Annotated in this window: 16 protein-coding genes; 10 read left to right on the forward strand and 6 right to left on the reverse strand. The window is 33.8% G+C overall.

Annotated elements, in window-relative coordinates; translation table 11 throughout:
* The first annotated feature begins 17 nt into the window (after positions 1–17).
* The 3 genes from era (at position 18) to ACFFGL_RS11555 (ending at position 5,204) form a co-directional block, all read left to right on the forward strand.
* Positions 18–899 (forward strand): GTPase Era, encoded by an 882-nt coding sequence (gene era / locus ACFFGL_RS11545; protein WP_309729660.1) that lies wholly within the window; start codon positions 18–20, stop codon positions 897–899.
* Between the two features lie 98 nt (positions 900–997).
* Positions 998–2,302, forward strand: coding sequence for a ribosome biogenesis GTPase Der (der, locus tag ACFFGL_RS11550; RefSeq protein WP_309729662.1), 1,305 nt, complete (start codon positions 998–1,000; stop codon positions 2,300–2,302).
* A gap of 109 nt (positions 2,303–2,411) precedes the next feature.
* The gene (locus ACFFGL_RS11555; RefSeq protein ID WP_309729665.1) at positions 2,412–5,204 is read left to right on the forward strand and encodes an outer membrane beta-barrel protein; all 2,793 of its coding nucleotides are present in this window, start codon (positions 2,412–2,414) and stop codon (positions 5,202–5,204) included.
* On the opposite strand, the gene ACFFGL_RS11560 is transcribed toward ACFFGL_RS11555, so the two are convergent.
* From ACFFGL_RS11560 to ACFFGL_RS11585, 6 genes are all read right to left on the reverse strand, one after another.
* Positions 5,201–5,335 (reverse strand): hypothetical protein, encoded by a 135-nt coding sequence (locus ACFFGL_RS11560; RefSeq protein ID WP_309729668.1) that lies wholly within the window; start codon positions 5,333–5,335, stop codon positions 5,201–5,203. The genes ACFFGL_RS11555 and ACFFGL_RS11560 overlap by 4 nt on opposite strands.
* Before the next feature lie 185 nt (positions 5,336–5,520).
* On the reverse strand, positions 5,521–6,330 hold the full coding sequence (locus ACFFGL_RS11565; protein WP_309729670.1) for a TPM domain-containing protein: 810 nt from the start codon (positions 6,328–6,330) through the stop codon (positions 5,521–5,523).
* The gene (locus ACFFGL_RS11570) at positions 6,330–6,767 is read right to left on the reverse strand and encodes a TPM domain-containing protein (protein ID WP_309729672.1); all 438 of its coding nucleotides are present in this window, start codon (positions 6,765–6,767) and stop codon (positions 6,330–6,332) included. The genes ACFFGL_RS11565 and ACFFGL_RS11570 overlap by 1 nt, the downstream gene beginning before the upstream one ends.
* 12 nt (positions 6,768–6,779) lie before the next feature.
* On the reverse strand, positions 6,780–7,370 hold the full coding sequence (locus ACFFGL_RS11575) for a LemA family protein (protein WP_309729675.1): 591 nt from the start codon (positions 7,368–7,370) through the stop codon (positions 6,780–6,782).
* 11 nt (positions 7,371–7,381) lie between these two features.
* Positions 7,382–7,711, reverse strand: a complete 330-nt coding sequence (locus tag ACFFGL_RS11580; protein WP_309729677.1) for a MerR family transcriptional regulator — start codon at positions 7,709–7,711, stop codon at positions 7,382–7,384.
* The gene (locus ACFFGL_RS11585) at positions 7,711–8,685 is read right to left on the reverse strand and encodes a M23 family metallopeptidase (protein WP_309729680.1); all 975 of its coding nucleotides are present in this window, start codon (positions 8,683–8,685) and stop codon (positions 7,711–7,713) included. Before ACFFGL_RS11585 ends, ACFFGL_RS11580 begins: the two co-directional genes overlap by 1 nt.
* A gap of 120 nt (positions 8,686–8,805) precedes the next feature.
* Between ACFFGL_RS11585 and alaS the strand changes: the two genes are divergently transcribed.
* From alaS to ACFFGL_RS11620, 7 genes are all read left to right on the forward strand, one after another.
* Positions 8,806–11,418, forward strand: a complete 2,613-nt coding sequence (gene alaS / locus ACFFGL_RS11590; RefSeq protein ID WP_309729683.1) for an alanine--tRNA ligase — start codon at positions 8,806–8,808, stop codon at positions 11,416–11,418.
* 197 nt (positions 11,419–11,615) lie between these two features.
* Positions 11,616–12,572, forward strand: coding sequence for a GSCFA domain-containing protein (locus tag ACFFGL_RS11595; RefSeq protein WP_309729686.1), 957 nt, complete (start codon positions 11,616–11,618; stop codon positions 12,570–12,572).
* 91 nt (positions 12,573–12,663) lie between these two features.
* Positions 12,664–13,185: a DUF6252 family protein gene (locus ACFFGL_RS11600; RefSeq protein ID WP_309729689.1), complete on the forward strand. Its 522-nt coding sequence runs from the start codon at positions 12,664–12,666 to the stop codon at positions 13,183–13,185.
* 161 nt (positions 13,186–13,346) lie between these two features.
* Positions 13,347–14,384, forward strand: a complete 1,038-nt coding sequence (locus ACFFGL_RS11605) for a hypothetical protein (protein ID WP_309729692.1) — start codon at positions 13,347–13,349, stop codon at positions 14,382–14,384.
* 394 nt (positions 14,385–14,778) lie between these two features.
* Positions 14,779–16,659, forward strand: coding sequence for a tetratricopeptide repeat-containing sensor histidine kinase (locus tag ACFFGL_RS11610; RefSeq protein WP_309729695.1), 1,881 nt, complete (start codon positions 14,779–14,781; stop codon positions 16,657–16,659).
* A 12-nt stretch (positions 16,660–16,671) separates the two neighbouring features.
* On the forward strand, positions 16,672–17,322 hold the full coding sequence (locus ACFFGL_RS11615; protein WP_309729698.1) for a response regulator transcription factor: 651 nt from the start codon (positions 16,672–16,674) through the stop codon (positions 17,320–17,322).
* A gap of 137 nt (positions 17,323–17,459) precedes the next feature.
* Positions 17,460–18,074 (forward strand): DUF4230 domain-containing protein, encoded by a 615-nt coding sequence (locus ACFFGL_RS11620; RefSeq protein ID WP_309729700.1) that lies wholly within the window; start codon positions 17,460–17,462, stop codon positions 18,072–18,074.
* Positions 18,075–18,196: the final 122 nt, after the last annotated feature.

Raw genomic sequence — 18,196 nt, forward strand, 5'->3', positions numbered from 1 at the left:
TGTTAAAAATAAATTCTATGAAACATAAAGCCGGTTTCGTCAATATAATAGGAAATCCTAACGTTGGAAAATCGACGTTGATGAACGCATTTGTAGGTGAACGATTATCAATTATCACTTCTAAAGCGCAAACTACAAGACACCGAATTCTCGGGATTGTAAACGGAGAAGATTTTCAAATGGTATTAAGCGATACTCCTGGAATAATTAAACCGGCGTACGCGTTACAAGATTCGATGATGGATTTTGTAAAAGCAGCTTTTCAAGACGCAGATGTACTAATTTATTTAGTCGAATTAGGCGAAAAAGAATTAAAAGATGAAAAGTTTTTTCAGCAAATAACCAGCTCAAAAATTCCGGTTATTTTATTGCTGAATAAAATTGATAAAGGCGATCAAGAATTGGTAGAAGAACAAATCACTTTATGGAAAGCTCGCGTTCCAAATGCTGAAGTCTTCGCGATTTCAGCCTTAGAAAATTTTGGCGTTCCTGAAGTTTTTAATCGTATTTTAGAATTATTACCCGAATCGCCACCATTTTATGATAAAGACGCATTAACAGACAAACCTGAACGTTTTTTTGTAAATGAAATTATTCGGGAAAAAATATTACTGCACTATAAAAAAGAAATTCCGTATAGTGTAGAAATTGAAACTGAAGAGTTTTTTGAAGATGAAGAAATTATTAGAATGCGCAGCGTAATTATGGTAGAGCGTGATTCGCAAAAAGGAATTATCATCGGTCACAAAGGTTCGGCAATTAAGCGTGTTGGGATGGAAGCTAGAAAAGATTTAGAAAAATTCTTTGGCAAACAAGTTCATATAGAACTTTACGTAAAAGTCAATAAAAATTGGCGAAATGATGATAAGCAATTAAAACGTTTTGGGTATAACCAATAGTTCATCCACAAGCGTATTCAATTTTACCTTGCTTATTTTTAAATAAGTACCGAATAACTCCATTTTAACATGTATTTTTGCAGCCAAAATAAAGAATTATGAGCAGCATCGTAGCTATTGTAGGAAGACCAAATGTAGGAAAATCTACCTTTTTTAACCGATTAATTCAGCGTAGAGAAGCGATTGTAGATTCTGTTAGCGGTGTAACGCGCGATCGTCATTATGGAAAATCAGATTGGAACGGAAAAGAATTTTCAGTCATCGATACCGGCGGTTACGTAGTAGGAAGCGACGATGTTTTTGAAGCAGAAATCGATAAGCAAGTAAAATTAGCAATCGATGAAGCCGATGTCATAATTTTTATGGTCGATGTAGAATTTGGTGTAAATCCTATGGATGAAGAAGTTGCCAAATTACTTCGAAAAGTAGATAAACCCGTTTTTTTAGCGGTAAATAAAGTAGATTCTTCCATGCGAGAAGAAGATGCAATCGAATTTTATTCTCTAGGTTTAGGTGAATATTATACTATTGCCGGAATTAGCGGTAGCGGAACCGGAGATTTACTCGATGCTGTAGTTGAAGCTTTACCTGAAACTACAGAGCGTGAGGAAGAAGAATTACCGCGTTTTGCTGTGGTTGGTCGCCCAAATGCGGGAAAATCTTCTTTTATAAATGCATTAATTGGTGAAGAACGTTACATTGTAACCGATATTGCCGGAACAACAAGAGATTCTATCGATACGCGTTATAACCGTTTCGGGTTCGATTTTAATCTAATTGATACTGCTGGAATCCGAAGAAAAACGAAAGTAAAAGAAGATGTCGAATTTTATTCGGTAATGCGAAGTGTTCGTGCTATCGAACATTCCGATGTTTGCCTTCTTATTTTTGATGCGCAACGAGGTTTCGATGGGCAAGTTCAAAATATATTTTGGCTTGCACAACGCAATAAAAAAGGAATTGTAATTTTGGTAAATAAATGGGATTTACTCGATAAGGAAACCAAAACCTTAAAAGAATATGAAGCCAGAATTAGAAGAGAAATAGAACCGTTTACAGATGTTCCTATTGTGTTTATTTCCGTATTAAATAAACAACGAATTTTTAAAGCAATTGAAACAGCGGTTGAGGTTTATAAAAATAGAAGCAAGAAAATTAAAACGCGTAAGCTGAATGATATCATGCTTCCAATTATTGAACACAATCCGCCGCCGGCAACAAAAGGGAAATATGTAAAAATTAAATTTTGCACGCAATTACCTACGCCAACGCCGCAATTCGCTTTTTTCTGTAATCTTCCGCAGTATGTAAAAGATCCGTACAAGCGATTTTTAGAAAACAAACTCAGAAAAGAATTCGATTTTACGGGTGTTCCGATTAGCGTTTATATGCGAAAAAAATAAACTCCACTATTTAAAATCAGTTTAAATATCGGTTTTGTGTATACTAAAGTGCAACCTTTAGAAGTTTTATTAGTCTATAAAAACAACTAACAAACTTCAGCTTCATTTTATGTTACACAAATTATTTTCATTTGCGATGTGGTGTTTTTTATTTTTCATCCCATTCGCAATGACCGCTCAAGATTTTTCAATTTCCGGAAAAGTTGTAGACGATCAACAAACTCCTTTAGAATCTGCTACCATTTATGTAGAAACCGTAAAAGATAGTACGTTAGTTACGTACACGATTAGCGATGTCGATGGGAATTTTAAAGTTGAAGACCAAACCGATGCGAAACAAGTAAATTTATTTATTTCGTTTACAGGTTTTACCACCTATAAAAAAACCTTATCCTTAACTGATAATAGAACGATTCAATTAGGCGAAATTCCGTTGAAATTTTCGACCAGTAATTTAGATGAGGTTGTGGTAACGGGCTCGAGGGCTCCGGTTACTATTAAAACTGATACTTTAGAATTTAATGCAGCTTCATTTAAAACCAGAGATGACGCAAATTTAGAGGAAGTTTTAAAAGAATTACCCGGCGTTTCGGTAGATAGCGACGGAAATATTACTGTAAACGGAAAAACGGTTTCACGAATTATGATTAACGGAAAAGAATTTTTTGGTGATGACCCTAAAATTGCTACAAAGAATTTGCCTAAAGAAATCATCAATAAAATTCAGGTGGTTGATACCAAAACAAAATCTGAAGAATTTACGGGGAAAGAAGGCGATTCAGAAAATAAAACCATTAACATTACAATAGATGAAGATAAAAATAAAGGTTTTTTCTCTCGTATTACAGCTGGCGGCGGAACCGATGACCGCTATGAATTAAGCGGAATAGGAAATTATTTTAAAGATGATTTACGCGTTAGTGTTTTAGCGAGTTCAAACAATATAAATTCTTCAGGTTTCACTTTTGACGAAGTCTATGACGCCATGGGAAGAAACGCGTATTCAATTAGTCGTAGCAGTAACGGTTCTTTTTCTATAAATGGAGCTGGTTTTGGTGGCGGTGGCGGCGGAATTACAAAATCTGATAACGCAGGAATCAACTTTGTAAACGAATGGGAGAAAGAATCAGAATTAAACGCCAGTTATTTTTTTAATAGAGCTGATACGCGAACGGAAACAAAAATTGAGCGGGAAAATATTTTACCGGATAGGCGGTATTTTAATAATTCAACTTCTAATTCTGAACGCCAAAATGACAATCATCGTGCAAGTTTTTCTTTTGAAATTGAACCCGATACCTTAACTAGAATTTCAGTTCGTCCAAATGTTACGGTAAATAATGGTTTCTCAACGAGTTCTTCTTTTACAGAATCGGTTGAAGCCGATGGAACCGCGATTAATAATGCTGAAACCGATCAGTTTTCTGAAGTTTTTACCACTAATTTCCGCAATCGATTAGACGTTACGCGAAAGTTTGGCAAAAATGACGGTTACGTGCGTTTAGGTTTCGATAATACCAATAATGTTTCGCAAGATGATAATCAATATTTTTCTTCTCGACAAGTCTTCGACGATCAAGGAAATTTAGAAGAAACCAGTATTCAAGATCAATTTATAGATCAAGATGAACGGGAAGATGAATACGGATTGAGTTTTGGAACTCGTTTGCCACTTTCAGAAAAATTATTTCTCGATTTAGAATATGATTATACCAAAAATAACTCCTCCAACACGCGTTTGGTTTATATTCCTGAAGAAATGAATGGCGATTATGAAATTGTGGTAGATAGTTTAAGCAACGATTTTCGTTCAGAAAGTTTTAACCATCGTCCCGATATTGGGTTGGTTTATCGTGGTGAAAAATTAAGAGCAAGTATTTCTGGAGGAATACAGAATATTCGATTGAAAAATGAAGACTTGTTCACCGGAACCTCTTTTGATAATACCTATAATAATTTTTTCTCGAATGCATATTTTCGTTATGAACTCACGAAATCACAGCGAATTTATTTTAGCTATCGAACTTCAAGAGATGTTCCCTCTATAAGTCAGTTACAGCCGGTAACCAATACCACCAATCCTTTAAATACCATTACCGGAAACCCAAATTTAAAACCATCTTTAGAGCATCGAGTTTATATGAATTTCAATAATTATGATTTTAAAACGCGCTCTGGCTTTTACGCATATATAAGCGGTTCGTTAACCAATGATCAAGTAGTTTCAAGAACAATAACTAACCAAGGTTTAGTAAGAAGAACAACCTATACAAACGTAGATGGTTCTTATAATTTATACGGAGGCGGAAGTTTAGATAAAACCTATGAACTAGATGATATACAATCTTTAAAAGCAAGTATCGGCCTAAACGTAAATGCAAGTAAAAATTTAGGATTTTCTAATGGGGTTAAATACGAATCTAATAATCAAAGTATAACGCCACGTTTAGAATTACAATATGAAATTGAAGAAATCTTAACAATAGAACCAGAATATTCTGTGAATTTTAATTGGGCGCAATACAGTTTAGATGCAAGTAGAGATCAAGCTTTTACAAACCATACTTTAGGGGCAGAAATAACTTCGTATTGGCCTAAGAATTTTATCTTCGGAAATGATATCTCTTACCGGTATATTGGAAATGTCGCACCCGGATTCAAAAATGCGTATGTGTTATGGAATATGAGTTTAGGCTATAAACTTTTAGGCGACGATGGAATTCTAAAAGTAAAAGTTTTTGATGTGTTAGATGAAAATGTTTCAACCCGAAGAACTACAGGAGAAGATTTTATTCAGGATACACAACAACTAGTACTCGAGCAATATGTCATGTTTAGCTTCACTTATAAGTTCAGTAAATTTGGTGGAAAAGACCCTAATAAGCGAAATGACAGATTTTAAGCAGCTTCTCCGCCCATTCTGTAATAGTGTTTGTTTTTAATAATTTCTGACATCCAAGTCATTAAATTTTTTGACTTTCTATGGAACGAATAATTATTTCTTTTTACAAGTAATTGTTCATCATTTTTCATCACGTATTCTTTTAAGATTACAGAGACAAAATTAAGTGAAAACAGCTACCCAAAAATAAAGCTAAGGTTTTTTGTAATAACTTTAGCTTTATAGGTTTAGATACGTTAATAGAAAAAGCCTAAATGTTAAAATTGAAGCTGAAATTCCCTATAAATTTACTTATTGAATTAGGGTAACTTTAAGATTACCAGCTTCCTCCGGCGCCACCGCCGCCAAATCCACCGCCGCCGAAACCTCCTCCGAAGCCTCCGCCACCGCCAAATCCGCCACCACCGGAAGAACCGCCGCCGCCAAACATTCCGCGACCGAGGCTACTTAAAATGATGGCATCAAAAAGCGTATCAGATCCGTTTCTATTTCCGCCATTTCTTCCACCTCCTTTATTCTTTTTAATAATGGAAATAATGATAATGATAAAAATGAAAATAAAGAAAATGGCTTGTATAGGAAATCCTCTGCTTTTTTTCGATTTAGGAACACCTTTGAAATTTCCGTCTAAAACTTGAAAAATTGCGGTAGTTCCACTGTCTAATCCTTGATAGATGTTTCCTTTTTTAAATTCAGGTAAAATTATATCTTCAATAATGGTTTTAGAAGTTGCATCGGTTAAGTATTCTTCTAATCCATAACCCGTGGTAATCCATATTTTTTTATCTTGTTGTGATAATAAAATAAGTAACCCATTATCTTTCTTACTTTGTCCGATGCCCCATTTTTGAGCCCATTCTGGAGCGTAGGTGCCAATATATTCTCCGTTTAGCGTGGGAATCGTAGCGATAACAATTTGCGTAGAAGTTGTGTCTGCGTAATTAATAAGTTTACGTTCTAAGCGATTTTCTTCCGAAGAAGTTAGCATATTTCCGCCATCGTAAACGCTTGTTTCTTTGCTAGGTTTATCGGGTATGTTTAATTGACTAAAGGCTGAAAATGTGCCAAAAGCAATTAAAAATGAAAATAATAGTAAACTTTTAAACTGCGGTTTTAAATAGCTCATTAACCTCTGGATATTTGATCTGATAATTCATTAATGTCGTCATCGGCAAGCGGAAAATGCTTTTTAAGCTGTTCGCCGGCTTTATGAATTCCTTCAACTAAACCTTTTTTAAATTCTCCTTTTCTAAAATGAGATTGCATAATATCTTTTGTGCTTTCCCAAAAATTTGGCGGAACAACTTTATCGATACCGCGATCTCCCATAATGTAGAATTTATGATCTTCTACCGCTAAATAAATGAGAACGCCGTTTTCTAATTTGGTGTTATCGATCTTTAATTCGTGAAAAATTGTTTTCGCCCGATCAAAAATATCGATAGTACACGTACGTTCAATATGAACACGAATTTCTCCTGAAGTTTTATTTTCAGCTTCACGAATTGCAGCAACAATTTCCTGTTCGTCTGTTTTGTTAATAAATTCTTGGGTAGATGCCATTACGGGTTTGTTTTAAAATTCTACTTCTGGTGCGTTTTCTGCTCCTTCATCTGCTTCAAAAGCGCTCATTCGTTCAAAACCAAACATTCCTGCAACCATGTTATTCGGGAATTTTCTAATATAGGTGTTGTATTCACGAACATTTTCATTAAAACGGTTTCGCTCTACATTTATTCGGTTTTCAGTTCCTTCTAATTGCGATTGTAAATTCTGAAAGTTTTGCGTAGCCGTTAATTGTGGGTAACGCTCAACACTTACCAATAATCGAGATAGTGCAGAAGAAACGCCTTGTTGCGCTTGTTGAAATTTCTGAATGGATTCTGAATCTAAATTATCTGCGTTTACATTTACAGAAGTCGCTTTAGATCGAGCTTCAATAACCTGCGTTAAAGTTTCTTGTTCAAAGTCTGCGGCACCTTTTACGGTATTCACCAAATTAGGAATTAAATCTGTTCGACGCTGATATGCGCTTTCAACATTTGCCCAAGAAGCTTTTACGTTTTCTTCAAGTTCTACGGCAGTATTATTTACGCCGGCGGTTAAACTATAAACTATAATTCCGAGTACTACAATTACGACTATAGCAATAATTCCTTTTTTCATCTATTAATTTTTTAAAGTTGATTTTTAATATTTGTGAGTTCGTTTTTAATCAATTCCAATTTACGAATTATTTCAAAGTTAGTAAGGGTTTTATGGCGCTCTTCTTTTAAATGAGTTTTAGCGCCTTCGAGTGTAAAACCGCGCTCTTTTACTAAGTGATAAATTAATTCTAGGTTTTTAATATCTTCTTTTGTGAATTTACGATTTCCTTTGGCGTTTTTTTTAGGCTGAATAACATCAAACTCTTTTTCCCAAAAACGAATTAAGGAAGTATTTACGTGAAAAGCTTCTGCCACTTCACCAATACCATAATAAATTTTATCGGGGAGAGAAACGCGCATTAATCCAAAGATTGATTTTCTAAAGCAGATTGGTTTAGCATAATATCGTATTCTTCTGCAGTTAAATCGCCGTGATAGAAATTAATTGGATTTACTACTTGTCCGTTTTTATGAACTTCATAATGCAAATGCGGAGCGGTAGATAAACCGGTACTTCCTACTTCCCCAATGATTTCACCACGTTTTACTTTATCGCCACGTCTAACTTTAAAATCGCTTAAATGGGCATAATAAGTTTCGTAACCAAATCCGTGATCGAGTACAATTAAATTTCCAAAACCGGTACCGCGAGTTGCTTTTTTTACAACCGCATCGCCGGTCGCGTAAACATCAGAGCCGGTTGGAGCGCTAAAATCCATTCCGTTATGCATTCTTCGGTACTTCAAAATAGGATGCATTCGCATTCCGTAACCGGAAGCCATTCGTGTTAAATTTTCGTTTTTTACCGGTTGAATCGCCGGTATCGCGGTCAATAATTTTTCTTTTTCTTTTGCGAGTCGTGCAATTTCGTCGAGCGATTTAGATTGTACCACAATTCGTTTTTGAAGTACATCCATTTTTTTGCTCGTTTCAATAATTAAATCAGAATTATCGTAACCTTCTAAAGCTTGGTAACGATTTATTCCTCCAAAACCTGCTTTTCGTTGTTCATCAGGTATTGGATTCGCTTCAAAATATACGCGGTAAATAGTGTTGTCTCTTGTTTGTACATTCGATAAAACTTTTTGCGCTTGATTCATTTCTTTATTCAACAATTCATATTGCAATTTCATATGTTGCAATTCGCGTTTAAGCGCTTTTTCTTTAGGAGTTTCAATTTGTGGGAGATTCAAATAAATTAAGAGCAACACAAAACCTGCAAGAAAAGAACCCGCTATTGCTATAAACGCATAGCCTAATCGACGACCTTTTTTTCGTTCAATTTTGCGATAAGAAAGCGTCTCGCTATCGTAATAATATTTAACCTTCGACATTCTTTTAAATTATGCTATTTTTGCGTCAAAATTCTTACTTTTCATAATAGTAAGACGAACAAAGATAGAAATTGTTTCACTAGAAACATAATTATAACCGTTTAGGCTCAGATATAGTATATGAAATCTAAAGAAATCCGTTCTAAATTCCTAGAATTTTTTGAATCAAAAAAACATGAAATTGTTGCTTCGGCGCCCATGGTCATGAAAAACGACCCGACATTAATGTTTACCAATGCCGGGATGAATCAATTTAAAGAATATTTCTTAGGAAATGCCACTCCCAAAAATACTCGTGTTACCGATACGCAAAAATGTTTGCGCGTTAGTGGAAAACACAACGATTTAGAGGAAGTGGGTAAAGATACCTACCATCATACCATGTTTGAGATGTTAGGAAATTGGAGTTTTGGCGATTATTTTAAAAAAGAAGCGATAGAATGGGCTTGGGAATTGCTAACTGAAGTTTACAAAATTACTCCTGAAAATCTTTATGTAACAATTTTTGAAGGCGACAAAACCGACGGAATTGGGAAAGATGACGAAGCCTACGAAATATGGAAAAATATAATTCCTACAGAGCGAATTTTACTTGGTGATAAAAAAGATAATTTCTGGGAAATGGGCGATCAAGGTCCGTGTGGTCCAGCTTCAGAAATCCATATTGATTTACGAAGTGAAGAAGAAAAAGCAAAAATTTCTGGAAAAGATTTAGTGAATCAAGATCATCCACATGTTGTTGAAATTTGGAATTTAGTTTTTATTCAATTCAATAGAAAAGCCGATGGTTCTTTAGTTGAATTACCTAATAAACATATCGATACCGGAATGGGTTTCGAACGTTTGGCGATGGTTTTACAAGGAAAAAAATCAAATTACGATACTGATGTTTTTACGCCGCTTATTCGCGAAATAGAAACCATTACCAATTCTACTTACGGAAAAAACGAAGAAACCGATATTGCTATTCGTGTAATTGCCGATCACGTTAGAGCGGTTGCTTTTGCAATTGCCGACGGACAATTGCCGAGCAATAATGGTGCGGGTTATGTAATTCGAAGAATTTTACGTCGCGCTATTCGTTACGGATTTACATTTTTAGACATCAAACAACCGTTCATCTTTAAGTTGGTTTCTACGTTGAGTCAACAAATGAGTGAAGCTTTTCCAGAACTTAAAAAGCAGAAAAATCTTTGTGAAAATGTAATTAAAGAAGAAGAAAGCTCTTTCTTAAAAACACTCGATCAAGGTTTAGTATTGTTAGAAAATATTATTTCAACTGCTGAAGGAAAGGAAATTTCAGGGAAAAAAGCATTTGAATTATATGATACTTACGGATTTCCAATCGATTTAACGGCATTAATTTTAAGCGAACGCGGATTTAGTTTAAATCAAGCTGAATTCGAAAAAGAACTTCAACAACAAAAAGAACGCTCACGTTCTGCGGCACAAACAAAAGCGCAAGATTGGGTGATTTTAAAAGAAGATGATGAGGAAGAATTTATCGGTTACGATCAATTACAAGCGGATGTAAAAATCACCAAATACCGAAAAGTTGAAAGTAAAAAAGAAGGCGAGCTTTACCAATTGGTTTTTAATTTAACACCATTCTATCCTGAAGGCGGAGGACAAGTGGGCGACAAAGGTTATTTAGAAAGCACGAATGGAAATGTAACGTATATTATCGATACTAAAAAAGAGAACAATTTAATTATACATATCGCCAAAACCCTTCCCGAGAATCTTGAAGGGAGTTTTAAAGCGGTAGTCGATGAAAAACAACGCGCACGTTCTGCAGCAAATCATTCGGCTACGCACTTGCTGCATCAAGCCTTGCGAAGCATTTTAGGAACACACGTAGAACAAAAAGGATCAATGGTTCATAGCGGTTATTTACGCTTCGATTTTTCACATTTCAGTAAAGTATCTTCGGAAGAAATACAAGCAATAGAAAATTTTGTAAATGCCAGAATTCAAGAGCAATTGCCTTTAGAAGAAAACCGAAAAATTCCATATAAAGAAGCAATTGAACAAGGCGCAATCGCGTTGTTCGGCGAGAAATATGGCGATGCGGTGAGAACCATAAAATTTGGTGATTCCATGGAATTGTGTGGTGGTACGCACGTGCAAAACACGTCTTCAATTTGGCATTTTAAAATTGTTTCTGAAGGAGCTGTAGCTTCGGGAGTTCGTAGAATTGAAGCGATTACCGGCGACGCAGCAAAAGATTTCTTAACCCAGCAAAGTGAGAACTTTAATCAGTTAAAAGCTTTATTGAAAAATTCGCAAGATCCTATAAAATCGGTGAACGATTTACAAGAAGAAAATGCGAAGCTTAAAAAAGAAATTGAAGTTTTACTGAAAGAAAAAGCAAAAAACGTAAAAGGCGATTTAAAAAATTCAGTAAAAGAAATTAACGGAATTCAGTTTTTAGCAACAAAAGTAGATTTAGATGCCGGCGCGATGAAAGATTTATCGTTTCAGTTAGGTGGAGAAATCGATAATTTATTTTTAATTCTCGGTTCAGAAAATAATGGGAAAGCCTTACTTTCTTGCTACATCGATAAAAAAATAGCGGAAGAAAAAAACTTAAACGCTGGAAAAATTGTGCGTGAATTAGGGAAATTTATTCAAGGCGGCGGTGGTGGTCAAGCGTTTTTTGCAACCGCAGGCGGAAAAAATCCTGACGGAATTAAAGATGCTTTAGCTGAAGCTGAAAAATATATTCAGTAAGCTGAAAATTTGCTAATTTTTAAAGCTTATTAAAGATTTAAACGGAGTTTATTGAAGTTTATTCTTAATAATAGAAATGAATACGATCCCGGATCAAGTCCGGGATGACGTTTAGTATAAAAATAGAGTTTCGTCATGCTGAACTTGATTCAGCATCTCATCTTAATAATCGATCTCCACTTCAATTTAAATATAATATGAAATTACAAACCCAAGTTAGCATTCCTGAAGGGAAGTCAAAAATTGACTATCGCTCAAAAATAGTGCTCTTGGGTTCGTGTTTTTCAGAAAATATCGGGGAGAAATTTCAGTATTATAAATTTCAATCGCTTCAAAATCCGTTGGGGATTTTGTTTCATCCGTTTGCAATAGAAAGATTTTTACAGCGCGTAGTTCAGCAAGAAAAATTTGCGACAAAAGATATTTTTCAGCATCAAGAAATTTACAGTTGCTTTGAAGCGCATTCCAGAATGAATGCGTTGTCGGAAGATGAAATTTTGCAAAACCTGAATGCAGCTTTAGAAGAAACTTTTCAGTTTTTAAAAAAAGCTTCGCACGTAATTATCACGCTGGGAACTTCGTGGATTTACAAACATGTGGAGCAAAATACATATGTGGCAAATTGCCATAAAATTCCACAGAAAAATTTCAGGAAAGAGCTTTCTTCAATTGCAGAACTAGAAAAAAGTATTCAAACAAGTGTTGAATATATTCGGCAATTAAATTCTGATTGTCAATTTATTTTTACGGTTTCTCCGGTTCGACATTCCAAAGATGGTTTTGTAGAAAATCTAAGAAGTAAGTCGCATTTAATTTCTGCACTTCATCAAGTTTTAGAAAATAAAAATCAGCTTAATTATTTTCCGTCGTACGAATTAATGATGGATGAATTGCGCGATTATCGTTTTTATGCAGAAGATTTACTGCATCCTTCAAAAATCGCAGTTCAATATATTTGGGAAAAATTTGCGGAAACTTGGTTTTCTTCTGAAAGTTTAAAAACTATGACTGAAGTGGAAAAAATTCAGCAAGGTTTGCACCATCGCGCTTTTAACCCTAAAAGTGAAGCGCATCAACAATTTCAAGAAAAACTTCAACAGCGAATAAAAAATCTTCAAAAAGAACTTCCTCATCTTTCCTTCTACAAAAAATAGGTCAATTGCCTTATTGTAGGAATTTCAATCGCAGCTCATCTTTGTGTTATAACAAAATCAAATTTTCATTAACACAAAAAAACAAAACAAGATGAGAAAATTAATGTATTTATTTTTAGGTTTATCGCTTATTACATCGATAAGTTGTAGTAAAGACGATGATGGCGGGAGTAGCAATAATGCTAGTAACGGAATTGTAAAGGCGAAAATAGACGGTGCTTCTTTTTCTTCTAGTGCTCAAGGAACGCAAGCAAGCCGTGTTGATAATAATGGAGGAATAACTATTGCTATAGTAGCTAACGATCTTAATAGTGGAAAAAATATTACACTTAATATAAATTCTATCGATGGTGAAGGAACGTATGATATTGGAGGAGATAATTTAGTTTTTATTGTGGCTTCTTATACTGAAGGAAATGCTTCAGATCCGTTAAATTCACAATCTTGGACAGCTCCTTATGATGAAGGCGGCGTAGCAGGTGAAATTAAAATTTCTGAGTTAACCGATAGTAAAATAAAAGGGACTTTTTCTTTTAAAGGAAAAAACCCGAATGATGATACTTTTAAAGAGCTAACCGAAGGTTCTTTTAATTTAGATATTACCCAGTTCTAAGTTCAGTTTTTAAAAGATTCTCAATAATGGGAGTTTTTTTGTTAGGGCCGAGAGAACATCACGCTTAGCTCTCGGCTTTTATTAAATCTTCAAAAATAGTCAATTGCCTTATTAATTTTAAAAACTATAGCCTTCCTCTTTAATTTACTAAAACTACAATTATGAAAACAAAAATTATTTTAGCATTCGCTGTGTTTGCGTTTACTTTTAATCTGAAAGCACAAAATTTAGGAACCTTTAAACCTGCCGAAAATATATATGGAAAAAGAGAATTTAAAAAATTTCAAAAGCGTGCATACATCGCAAATTTTAGCGTGAATTTTGAATTTTACAAAGAAGCGGTAGATAAAAAAGCCAAAGGAGGTTTCGGAAGAAGTATAAAAAATGCCGCCAAAGCAGAAGCAGCCATCGGATTATCTACATTAAGCAGAGAAATGATACAAGAAAAAACCAATGCACTTTATCAAGAATTGGTTACAAAATTACAACAAGGCGGTTACGAAATAATTACTCCAGAAGAAGCAGGGAAAACAGAAATTTACGAGGGTTGGGAAAAATATACCGGGCCTCAGCTTTCAGAAACCAATATGACCGGCGTATTAAAAGCAATTCCAGAAAATTTCTCTTTTTACTATAATCCGAAGAAAATCGATTTTTTAAATCAAATCAATCAAAAATTATCTAAGGAAATGAACGATGCGTTGGTAGTGAATGTAGAGTTGAATTTTATGTTTTCAGAAACAGGGGATAATTGGCTTAGAGGAAATGGAGCGCAGGTTAAGCTTTTTGTAAATTATAGATTGGTAGATAATTACACCGTAACCGATAAAAAAACCAACAGCGGTATTACCAGTTTGTTCGATAAATCTAAACAGGCTAAAGGCTTAAGTAGCTATATAAATTTTACGCAGGGCAAAAATAAAATAGGTGGTTCTGCATTGGCTAGCTATGATGGCGGTTTAAAACAATCGTTAGAAATAGAAGGCGTTTTAGAAAAGGAGAAAGTTGTAGCTTATTCTGCCCAAACTCAAGCAACTGCAACCTTGCAAAATCCCGTTGTAGTTATTAGAGGTGATAACTATGCTTCTAAAACAAAATGGTTAGAGCCAGATCCTAAAAAGTATGCTGAAGGTTTATATATGGCGGGTCATCAATTCTTAGACTATCATATAAGTGAATTTCTAGATCAAACAAATTAAATAATTATGCTCAGGGGTGATTAGAATGGCGAGTTCAATTTTTTCTTACTTGCCATTCTTTTCTTTAATTGTATAGGTATGTTACTAATCTTTATCAGTTTTTTTTCAATAATAATGAGCATCTGTCTTTTTTTTAGAAAAGAAAACCGGAAAATCGCTAACTTACACTTGCGTAAACTTCGCTATCTTAAGTATCAAATAAAGATAGAAAAATCTCAACTAGATAGAAGGTACGCGTATTTGAATAAATATGATTTTGAAAATTATAATTTGAAGGATATTTTTTATGCTCAATTTTAATTAAAATCAATTTTTATAATATAAGACTGAAAATAGTCTACTTAATTTATTGATTGTGAACCTAAATGTGCAGTACTGGCTTTTAAGTAAATCGATGAGAAATCACCTCATCTATTTCTCTTTTGTTTTTTTTATAAGCAATTGCATTTACGCTCATAATTTTCAACAATTACCATCTTTAAACGATCAAGCTGAAAAAATTTATAAGCAAAACCCACAAAAAGCTTTAGAAATTTTAGAAAAAGCGCTTCAAGAGTATAAGCAAGAAAATTTAAACGCTTCTTATAATTTAATGGGTTTGGTTTACCGTGATATTGGGAAATTAGAGGAAGCTATAAAATATTCGACGTTGGTTATTGAAAACAGCAAAAAAGATAGTTTAAAAGCTTCAGCATATAATAATTTAGGAGCTTGTTTGCGCCAGAAAGGCGCGTATGAAAATGCTATTCAAAACTATTTAAAAGCGCTTCATATTTATGAAAATAATAACCAACAAAAGGAAATTGCGGTAGTAAATAATAATATTGGTCTAGTATATAGTTACTTAGGTTTACCAGAAAAAGCCTTAGAATTTCACGTCGCAGCTCAACAAAAATTTGAAGAAATTGAGTATGAAAAAGGCGTTTCAGAAGCTTTAAATAATATTGCAATTGTTTACGCGAATAAAGGTGATTTAGATAAAGCATTAATCAATTTTAAAAAATCGCTGAAAATAGAAGAAAAAAGAAACGATGTTAAAGGAAAAGCAGAGTCACTTAATAATGTTGGTGGCGTATATTATTATCAAGGAGAAGTAGATTCAGCTTTAGTCTATTTTCAGAAATCTATTCAGTTAGAAAAATCAATTAAAAATTTTGCGGGTTTAGCATCGAGCTATAATAATATGGCAACTGTTTTAATGGAAAATAATCGACTGCAAAAATCTAAAATATATCTTGACAGCGCCTTTAATTATGCTACTAAATATAAAATGATTACCGATAAAGAAAACGCTTTATTCAATTATTCTCAGTTTTATGAATTGAGTAATGAAAACAAAAACGCCTTATTGTATTTTAAGAAATATGCAGATTTAAAAGACAGCACTAAAAATATAGCAACCAATAATAAGGTTTCACAACTAGAAATTGAATACGAAACCAAGAAAAAAGAAAATCAAATACTTCAGCAAAAAGCAAAACTAGCAGAAAAAGAATTAGAAGTTAGAAAAAAGAATATGTATCTCTATGGCAGTTTGGGACTTGCGCTAATTTTAGGTCTGTTAGGTTACCTTTTTTACAACCAACAAAGATTAAAGAATCTTCAATTTAAGAAAGAAAGTCAATTAAAAATTGCTTTGGCAAAAATACAAACGCAAAATGAACTCCAAGAACAGCGTTTAAGAATTTCTCGGGACTTGCACGATAATATTGGCGCCCAACTCACTTTTATTATTTCAAGTTTAGATAATCTAAAATTTGCCTTTCCCGCTATGGAAAACAAGATTTTAAAAAAACTTACTTCCATTAGTGATTTCACGGGGAAAACCATTTATGAACTAAGAGATACAATTTGGGCGATGAATAAAGAAAAAATAAGCTTTGAAGATCTACAAATTCGAATTACCAACTTTATAGAAAAAGCAAAATCAGCTTTTCGAGGAACAAATTTCGAATTCAATATTTCTTCAGAAATAAATATCGAACACACTTTTACATCGGTGGTAGGAATGAATATCTATAGAATTATTCAAGAATCGGTTAATAACGCCTTAAAATACGCTGAAGCAAAAAAAATTACCGTAACTATTGAAAAACAAAAAAATGAATTTTTAATCAGTATCGAAGATAACGGAAAAGGATTTCACGTCGAAAATATAGAAATGGGCAACGGGCTTCAAAATATTCAGAAAAGAGCAAAACAAGCAAAAGGCGAAGTCAAAATTATGTCAACCCCAGAAAGAGGAACAAAAATTACATTAAAAATCGCTTCCTAAAAAAACAAAAAGATGAGGATAAAGATAGCTATAGTCGACGATAACACTTTCTTAATTAATACAATTAAAGAAAAATTATCTTTTTTTGAAGACATCAGTTTTAAATTCTCAGCCCTTAATGGAAGCGATTTGCTCACAAAATTAGAAAACAACTTTCACCTCGATATTATTTTAATGGATATAGAAATGCCCGTTTTAAATGGAATAGAAAGCACACAAATCATAAAGCAAAAATATCCACATATAAAAATAATAATGCTAACCGCGTTCGATAACGATGAGCATATTTTTAACGCAATTCAAGCAGGAGCAGACGGTTATCTTCTTAAAGAAATTCGACCAGAAGAATTGCATCAAGGCATTGTAGAAACGATGAACGGCGGTGCAGCAATGAATCCCTCGATCGCTCTAAAAACTCTAAAATTATTGCGCAATCCAACACATATTCAAAATAAAAAAGATCAAGAAGAAATCTCCCTTTCAAAACGAGAAATAGAAGTCCTGGAAAACTTAAGCAAAGGCCACAGTTACACCGTCATTGCAGACTATTTAATGTTATCGCCCAGCACCATTCGAAAACATATCGAAAATATTTATAAAAAACTACAAGTTCACAGCAAAATAGAAGCCGTTCAAAAAGCAAAAAAACACAATATTATATAAAAGTTGGGCGTTCCCAAAGGTCGGGCTATCCGCTACAATTCCTCGTTTATTTTCGCTATCGCTACAAAAACCTGCGGGATTTTCACTACTATCCCTAACGCAAAAAAATGTAATTTAGTCAAAAATAAAAAAGCTCCATGAAAAAGTTTTTCCTCGGTGTAATTATCGCGATTTTAGTGGCGATTGGTTACAATTATTTCAACAATCGGTTAGCGGAAAGAGAATCGTTAGAAGCAAGTTCATCACTTATTGAAAAAGAAATTCGAAAAGTAAGCAAACTCATTGTTTCAGAAGGAAGCTACGCGCAAATCTATAATTATAAAAACACCGAAAGTTTTTTGTTCGATGTATTATCAGCACGCAAAAAAGCATTAATTGTCGTAAATGCAGAAGCAACCGTAAGTTACGATTTGTCGAACATGCAATATGAAATTGACGAAGAAAATAAAACGGTGCAAATTATTTCAATTCCAGAACCGGAGTTAAAAATCACCCCCGATTTTGAATTTTACGATGTAACCCAAGATTATTTAAATCAGTTTAAAGCCGAAGATTATAATTCAATAAAACAAAAAATCAATAAAAACCTTCGTGCTAAAATCGAAAAATCTACTTTGATGAAAAATGCAGAAAACCGATTAATTTCTGAACTGCAAAAACTATTTATTTTAACCAATTCGCAAGGCTGGACGTTGCTTTATAAACAAGAAAAACTCCAACAATCAGAAGATTTTCAACGCGTAAAACTTTAGATAAAGTACTTCGGAAGAAGCTTAAGAACATTTTTTTAAAAAAAAATCAATTTCGTGACAAGCTTTCTGAACATTATACACGTTAGCGGTGCTAATAAAGCTAGGTAAAAAATATTATCTTG

It is taken from the genome of Mesonia maritima (assembly GCF_042433895.1).
GTDB classification, from domain to species: domain Bacteria; phylum Bacteroidota; class Bacteroidia; order Flavobacteriales; family Flavobacteriaceae; genus Mesonia; species Mesonia maritima.

Excerpts from the sequence above, each read along its gene's own strand:
- ACFFGL_RS11600 (WP_309729689.1), top strand. The coding sequence starts at position 12,664 with ATGAGAAAATTAATGTATTTATTTTTAGGTTTATCGCTTATTACATCG.
- ACFFGL_RS11570 (WP_309729672.1), bottom strand. The coding sequence starts at position 6,767 with ATGGCATCTACCCAAGAATTTATTAACAAAACAGACGAACAGGAAATT.
- der (WP_309729662.1), top strand. The coding sequence starts at position 998 with ATGAGCAGCATCGTAGCTATTGTAGGAAGACCAAATGTAGGAAAATCT.
- ACFFGL_RS11595 (WP_309729686.1), top strand. The coding sequence starts at position 11,616 with ATGAAATTACAAACCCAAGTTAGCATTCCTGAAGGGAAGTCAAAAATT.
- ACFFGL_RS11555 (WP_309729665.1), top strand. The coding sequence starts at position 2,412 with ATGTTACACAAATTATTTTCATTTGCGATGTGGTGTTTTTTATTTTTC.
- era (WP_309729660.1), top strand. The coding sequence starts at position 18 with ATGAAACATAAAGCCGGTTTCGTCAATATAATAGGAAATCCTAACGTT.
- ACFFGL_RS11585 (WP_309729680.1), bottom strand. The coding sequence starts at position 8,685 with ATGTCGAAGGTTAAATATTATTACGATAGCGAGACGCTTTCTTATCGC.
- ACFFGL_RS11560 (WP_309729668.1), bottom strand. The coding sequence starts at position 5,335 with ATGAAAAATGATGAACAATTACTTGTAAAAAGAAATAATTATTCGTTC.
- ACFFGL_RS11615 (WP_309729698.1), top strand. The coding sequence starts at position 16,672 with ATGAGGATAAAGATAGCTATAGTCGACGATAACACTTTCTTAATTAAT.
- ACFFGL_RS11575 (WP_309729675.1), bottom strand. The coding sequence starts at position 7,370 with ATGAAAAAAGGAATTATTGCTATAGTCGTAATTGTAGTACTCGGAATT.
- ACFFGL_RS11620 (WP_309729700.1), top strand. The coding sequence starts at position 17,460 with ATGAAAAAGTTTTTCCTCGGTGTAATTATCGCGATTTTAGTGGCGATT.
- alaS (WP_309729683.1), top strand. The coding sequence starts at position 8,806 with ATGAAATCTAAAGAAATCCGTTCTAAATTCCTAGAATTTTTTGAATCA.
- ACFFGL_RS11610 (WP_309729695.1), top strand. The coding sequence starts at position 14,779 with ATGAGAAATCACCTCATCTATTTCTCTTTTGTTTTTTTTATAAGCAAT.
- ACFFGL_RS11580 (WP_309729677.1), bottom strand. The coding sequence starts at position 7,711 with ATGCGCGTTTCTCTCCCCGATAAAATTTATTATGGTATTGGTGAAGTG.
- ACFFGL_RS11605 (WP_309729692.1), top strand. The coding sequence starts at position 13,347 with ATGAAAACAAAAATTATTTTAGCATTCGCTGTGTTTGCGTTTACTTTT.
- ACFFGL_RS11565 (WP_309729670.1), bottom strand. The coding sequence starts at position 6,330 with ATGAGCTATTTAAAACCGCAGTTTAAAAGTTTACTATTATTTTCATTT.